The sequence below is a fragment of the Oerskovia sp. NPDC060287 genome, from assembly GCF_042726775.1.
In the GTDB taxonomy this organism is placed as follows: domain Bacteria; phylum Actinomycetota; class Actinomycetes; order Actinomycetales; family Cellulomonadaceae; genus Oerskovia; species Oerskovia merdavium.
On record NZ_JBHXBO010000229.1, the window covers coordinates 1 to 6,471 of the forward strand.

Consider the following 6,471-nt stretch of genomic DNA (forward strand, 5'->3'; position numbering starts at 1 on the left):
CCTCAGGAGTGGAAGACGCGCGCGGTCCCGTGAGGCGTCAGCCGCAGTCGACCGCCTCGTAGCCGGCCACGACCTGCGTGGTGATCGGGCCGGATCCTGTGTCGCCCGTCGCGGTCACGGTGACCTCGCCGGCCGGGATGCTCGCGGCGCGGGTCGCGAACGACTGCTGGGCGGACTTCCCGGGAGCCACGCCCGCGAAGGTCTTGCGGCCGTGCGGGGTCTCGACGACGACGTCCACGGGGACGTCCTCACCGTTGACCGCGCGGACCGTGAGCGTCGCCCGCCCCGCGACGCACTTCGGGGTGACCGTCGCCGTGACGGCGAGCTCGGGCTGCTCGACGTCGGGCTCGTCGAGGAAGATGCCGCCGATCACGGCGTTCGGGCCCGTCACCTTGTCGGCCTTGACCCGGACCGAGGACTCGATCCGGTAGGTGAGCCACACGCCCGCCGCGTTGTCCGCGACGGAGAACGCCGGGTAGAGGACCGAGCCGTCGGCTCGCAGGACCTGGACGTTCTGCGTCCTCGCCGTGTCGTGGCTGTTGACGTAGACGGACAGGTCGTAGACCGAGCCCTCGGGGACCGTGACGTCGACCGACGCCCCGGCGCCGAACCACGTCGACGCGCGCCGGGCGGCGCCGTCGGGCGGGACCTGGAGCGCCGAGCGCTTGGCGGTGCTCTGCTCCCACGTGTACGCCTGCGTCCCCGTGACCGGAGCCACCGTGACGCCCTGGGGCAGCTGCGTCCCGACCTGAGGGATCGAGTAGCCCGCCGTACCGTACTTCCCGATCCAGTCGCCCTGGGTCGAGGTGTCCTGGCGGGGTGCGCCCTCGGGCGGGACGCCGACGCCGGACCCGACGGCCTCGAAGACGTCGAGCGTCATCGACCAGTTCACCCCGGGGTTCGAGCGGAAGACCAGGTAGACGTCGTGCGTCCCGGCGGGGGCGCTGATCGGCACCGGTTCCGTCTCCTTGAACGTGAACCATCCGCCCGTGCTGTTCACAGGTGTCGTGGCCACGAGCTGACCGGTCGGCGAGCCCAGGCGCATCTCGATCCGGCCGCCACCTTCCGGGCCGGCCGACACGCGGTAGCGCACGGCGTCGATCCCCTGGAAGTTCATGTCCTCGTAGCGCAGCCAGTCGTTGTCCTGGATGTCGCCCACGTACTGACCGAGCTCGGCCGCCGCGTTGTTCTCGACCGCGACCCCCTTGACCTCGTCCCAGTAGTGCGCCTGGAAGCGCGTGGGGCGGTAGACGTTGGTCGCGCTCGTCGTGATCGGCTGGACGCCCGCAGCCCCGCCCTTGTCGGTGTAGCGCGCGTCGATGACCCAGAACGCGTCCGCCTCGAGGTGCCCCTCGTCGAGGATCGTCGAGGCCTCGCCCTCGCACGCGTTGACGGGCAGCGTGGGGTGCGCGTGCTCGTCGTGGCCCAGGGCCGGCTGGACCGTGACGTCCTTGCAGTCGATCTGGCCGTCCTCGGCGTCGGTCACCTCGACCTTCCACGGCAGGATGTCGTTCCAGCGGAAGAAGCCGCCGTTCGGCGGAGCCGTGATCGTCACGACCGGGCTCGTGTTGCCCACCACGATCGGGACCGTGGCGGTGCCGGTCTTGGCGGACTCGGTCTTCTCCGTGACCGTCAGGCGGGCCTCGAAGTTGCCGTTGGTCGTGTAGACGTGGGTCGGGTTCTTCTCGGTCGAGGAGCTGCCGTCGCCGAAGTCCCAGGCGAACTCGAGCTCGTCGCCGTCACGGTCGAGGGTGCCCTCGCTCGAGAACGTCACGGACAGCGGGGCCAGACCCGTCGTGACGTCGGCCGTGGCCTGGGCCGTGGGGGCCCGGCCGTCCGCGGCGTAGTCGACGCGGTACAGGCCCGAGTTCGGGTTGTCACGGCCGAAACCGCCGCCCCACTCGAGGAGGTACAGCGCGCCGTCGGGCCCGAACTGCAGGTCGAGCGGCGAGAGGAACTGCTGGCTCGAGAGCACCGGGTTGATCGCGAGCAGCGAACCGTCCGCGGCCAGCGGGAACTCCTTGATGAAGTTGCGGCCCCACTCGAAGAACAGGGGCGTGCCGCTGAAGTACTCGGGCCACTTGCGGTCCGAGTCGAGCGCCTCGTCGAAGTGGTAGACGGGCCCGGCCATGGGGGCGCCCGCACCGCTGCCGAGCTGCGGGAACTCGGCCGAGGCACCGTACGAGTAGTAGACCTCTGCGGGGATCGACGGCGGGAGCTCGGTCAGCCCGGTGTTGTTCGGGGACGTGTTGACCGGGTTGGCGCAGTCGAACTTCGCACCCGACGTGCTCGTCACGAAGTCGAAGTCGTTGTACGCGATGTTGTTCGCGTGGCAGTACGGCCAGCCGTAGTTGCCCGGGGCCTTGATCGACTGCCACTCGACGTAGCCCGCGGGGCCACGGTTCGGGTTGGCGCTGCCGGCGTCGGGCCCGTAGTCGGCGAGGTAGACCGTGCCGTCGACGTCGACCGTGAAGCGGAACGGGTTGCGGAAGCCCATCGCGTAGATCTCGGGGCGGGTCTTGTCCGCGGAGTCCTCGGCCTCGGGGAAGAGGTTGCCCTCGGGGACGGAGTAGGTGCCGTCCGGCTCGGGGGTGATGCGCAGGAGCTTGCCGCGCAGGTCGTTGGTGTTGGCCGACGTGCCCTGGGCGTCGAAGTGCGCGCGGCCCGGACGCTCGTCGATCGGGGTGTAGCCCGAGGACTCGAACGGCACCACGTCGTCGCCGACCGAGAGCCACAGGTTGCCCTGACCGTCGAAGCGCAGCGTGCCACCCGTGTGGCCGATCTCCTTGTCGTCCCGGCCGGCGGGGATCTCCAGCATCACGACCTCGGAGTCGAGCCTCATGGTGTTGCCGTCCATGGTGAAGCGGGAGAGCCGGTTGACCGAGCCGCCGTCCTGGGGGGAGTAGTAGAGGTAGACCCAGTCGTTCTGCTCGAACTGCGGGTCGAGCGCGAGGCCGAGCATGCCGTCCTCGCCGCCCCCGTACACGGGGATCGTCGCGGCCGTCACGGTGCTCTTGAGCTCCGGGTCGTAGATCCGGACCTGGCCGCGGACGAGCTCGGTGAAGAAGACGCGGCCGTCGCCCGCGACCGCGATGCCCCAGGGGGCCGAGGTGTTGGTGTCGAGCGGCACCTTGTCGAAGTTGTCCCACACCGTGCCGCCGCACGCGCCGGGCTCGACGCCTGCCGCGTAGCGGATGCCTCCGAGGGCGTGCTTGCGCACGTTGTCCTCGCTGTACGACGACTTGGAGTGGCCGACCGAGGTGACCCAGGTCCGGCCGCCCTCGTAGTCCGAGCACCACGTCACAGGGTGGTCGAGCATGCGTCCTGGGGTCGAGGTGGGGACGCTCGTCGGGTCGAGCTGGGCAAGGACGTGCTTGTCGCCGCGGACCGACTTGGTGAAGCCGTACCACTCCTCGTCGCGTTCCCAGCGCTCGGGCAGGTCTGCGGTCGACGGGTGCTCGCGGTCGACCACGGTCATCTCTCCCGGCGTCCCGGCCGCGGAGTGCGCGGTGAACTCGGTGCCGATGAGCGAGCGGTAGAACGGGAAGCCCGGTTCCATGTCGAGCGGGTTGTGCATGGCGACGACGCCGCCGCCCCCGCGCACGTACTTCTCGAAGGCCTTCTCCTCGGCCGGGCTCCAGACGTCCCCGGACGCCTGGGCCAGCACGATCACGTCGAAGTCCGCGAGCCCCTCGTCGGTGAAGAGCGTCGAGTCGGTCGCCTGGACGACCTCGAAACCGTTCTCCGCCGCGAGCTCGTCCCACATGGCCTTGGCCTCGGGGACCGAGTCGTGCACGAAGCCGGCCGTCTCCGAGAAGATCAGCGCCTTGAACTCCGGGTTCTCGGGGTGCTCGTGCCCCTCGTGGGCGACGGCCGGTGCGGTCAGCACCCCGGCCAGTCCCGTCGACAGTGCCAGGCAGGCCGCGATGGCCGCCCCTCTACGTGTTCTCATCTGTGCTCCCTCATGTCCGCTCCGTTGCGTCGGGCCCCTGCGATCTGTTCGTGCGGTGATCTGGCGACTTTTGATCGGTGGTCGTCAGAACGTGATCGTGATGCTAGTGTCAGCGGCACCACATTGCAATACTGGTCAGTATGGTGAAGACGTGCAAGGCTGCATGGCCTGAGGGAATCTCAACGATGAGGCCCGCAGAACTGGATCTCAGATCCGCACTGACCAGTACGTTCTATCCCGATGGAGGGGTCGCATGCCACAGATCGGAATCGGTTTCCACACCGATGCCTTCAACTCCAGCCACAAGTCCTTCGAGCAGGCGCTGGCCTGGGCGCAGGAGAACGACGTCCACTACATCGAGCCCGGCGTGATCGAGGGCGCCTGCTGGATCCACGGGCTCGGCTACTTCCCGCACGTCTCGCTCCTCGAGGACCCGGCGCTGCTCCGCAAGAAGATGGAGCGGTACGGCGTCGAGTTCTCCCAGATCGACGCGGCCTACCCGCTGTCGGGCCGGGACGGGCTCACCGTCGGCGTCCCGTACGTGCAGAAGGCCATCGCCTGGGCCGCGCTCGCGGGTTCTCCCCGCGTCGCGACGACCGACGGGCTCCACAAGCCCGAGGGGCTCGAGGACCGCGAGGCCCTCGACCTGATGAAGCGCAGCTACGGCGAGATCATCCGGGTCGCCGAGGCGCACGAGGTCGTCGTGACGATCGAGGTCCACGGGTACTTCACGACCAGGGCCGACTGGCTCGCGGAGATGCTCGCGTTCTGCGGGGACTCGCCGTGGCTGCGCCTGAACCTGGACACCGGGAACACCTTCATCGCCGGCAACGACCCGGTCCGGTTCGCCGACCGCTTCCTCGACAAGATCGACCACGTGCACGTCAAGGACGTCTCGCAGTCGCTCGCCGACTCGGTCCGCGGTGGCGCGACGGGCATCGCGATCAGCCACGTGGCCGCGGGGGACGGCGTGAACGCCGAGAACATCCGGCAGATCCTCGCGAAGCTCAGCGACAACGGGTTCGACGGCGTCCTGAGCATCGAGTGCGAAGGGCAGGGCGGGCCGATGCTCGCGGACTCGTTGTCGTGGCTCCGCAAGGAGGTCGCGGCGGCCGGGTTCACCGAGCGCGTGCCCGCGTTCGCCTGAGTTCCCCGGTCGTGCGTCGGCAGGTGCACGACCGGGAGCACCCCTGCTCAGTACCGGCGAGTATGGAAGGAGGTAGGGTGGCGTCATGCCGACGTCCTCGCCCACTGTTGCCAAGCCCGACGAGCTCGCGCTCGCAGCGTTCACGCTGTTCTCGACGCGAGGCATCGCCGGGGTCAACATGGACGCGATCGCGGCGGGCGCCGGGGTGACCAAGGGCAGCCTGTACTGGCACTACTCCTCGAAGAAGGAGGTCGTGCTCGCGGCGTGCGGGGTCTACTACCGCCTGTGGCGAGAGGCGATCACCGCTGCGACGGAGCAGTCGACCGGAGCGTTCGCGAAGGTCGAGGCCGCCGTGGAGTACTCGGTGCGCAGCTGCCTGCTGGACGATGCGAACCGTGTCTTCACGATGGAGATCGTCGCGCAGGCGCTCTACGACCAGGACGTCCGTGCGAGCTGGGCGGGCTTCCTGGACGAGGCCGAACGGTACTTCCTGGGACTGACCCATCGCGCGGTCGGTGCCGGAGAGCTCGAGTGCGACGACGTGGACAGCGCGGTCAGCGTGATGTTCTCCGCGATGGAGGGCATCAAGCAGATCTCGTTGTTCCGGCCGCAGTCCTGTGCGCCGGAGAGCGAGCTCCGGATCAGGGCCCAGCTCTTGTCGCTCCTCGGCACCCCTGTCCTGGGGCGTCCCGCGAAGGCCTCGAACGCCTAGCGGCACCCCGCAGGTCCTGAGAGCAGGACCTGCATCTTCTCCCGGCCGGGCTCGGTGCCGAGCCCGTTGCCTGGAGACCGGAGAACACCCTCGAACACCCCCGTTCGACGTGGCGTGCCCGTTTACTGCCGGGCGGCTCGCCGCTGCCGTCATCACCCCGTTCGGCACCATCGTCCAGCGCATCCATCAGACGACGACGTCTCGATCATCAGGAGCAGGAAATGCGTTCTTCTCGAGTTCTCATGGCAGGAGCCGTGACCGCGGCGCTGCTGTTCACCGCTGCGTGCACCACCGACGCCCCCACCGACGCGGTCCCCGAGGCGGGGGGCCAGGCCTCGGAGGAGGCCGGGGCCGACGAGTCCGGTGCGAACAGCCAGTGGTTCGTGCAGGCTGACTACGAGCGCCAGCTCGCGCAGCGCTCGGCGGTGCCCGAGGGGCCGACCGACCAGCCGTGGCTGCAGGCGATCGACCCCGAGTACGTGGACACCGCGCAGTACGCGAAGGAAGGGGGCAAGAAGCTCTGCTTCTCCAACGCCTCCCTGTCCAACCCGTGGCGCGTGACCGCCTTCATCACGATGCAGCAGCAGGTCGAGGTCCTCAAGGCCTCGGGCGACATCTCGGAGTTCCGCGTCTCGGACGCGGCCGACGACGACAACAAGC

At 69.1% G+C, this 6,471-nt stretch carries 3 protein-coding genes and 1 pseudogene; 3 read left to right on the forward strand and 1 reads right to left on the reverse strand.

Going from position 1 to position 6,471, the window contains the following annotated elements; genetic code table 11:
• Positions 1–37 precede the first annotated feature (37 nt).
• A complete protein-coding gene (locus ACFWFR_RS16185) occupies positions 38–3,952 on the reverse strand; it encodes a ThuA domain-containing protein (protein WP_377623638.1) in 3,915 nt (1,304 codons plus the stop codon).
• A gap of 253 nt (positions 3,953–4,205) precedes the next feature.
• Between ACFWFR_RS16185 and ACFWFR_RS16190 the strand changes: the two genes are divergently transcribed.
• The 3 genes and pseudogenes from ACFWFR_RS16190 to ACFWFR_RS16200 all read left to right on the forward strand — a co-directional run.
• Entirely contained in the window at positions 4,206–5,099 is an 894-nt protein-coding gene (locus tag ACFWFR_RS16190) for a sugar phosphate isomerase/epimerase (protein ID WP_354508942.1), read from the forward strand.
• Positions 5,100–5,184: 85 nt separating this feature from the next.
• Entirely contained in the window at positions 5,185–5,811 is a 627-nt protein-coding gene (locus ACFWFR_RS16195; protein WP_377623639.1) for a TetR/AcrR family transcriptional regulator, read from the forward strand.
• A gap of 221 nt (positions 5,812–6,032) precedes the next feature.
• Positions 6,033–6,471 (forward strand): annotated as a pseudogene (locus ACFWFR_RS16200) (ABC transporter substrate-binding protein); the annotation flags it as partial.

Excerpts from the sequence above, each read along its gene's own strand:
- ACFWFR_RS16185 (WP_377623638.1), bottom strand. The coding sequence starts at position 3,952 with ATGAGAACACGTAGAGGGGCGGCCATCGCGGCCTGCCTGGCACTGTCG.
- ACFWFR_RS16190 (WP_354508942.1), top strand. The coding sequence starts at position 4,206 with ATGCCACAGATCGGAATCGGTTTCCACACCGATGCCTTCAACTCCAGC.
- ACFWFR_RS16195 (WP_377623639.1), top strand. The coding sequence starts at position 5,185 with ATGCCGACGTCCTCGCCCACTGTTGCCAAGCCCGACGAGCTCGCGCTC.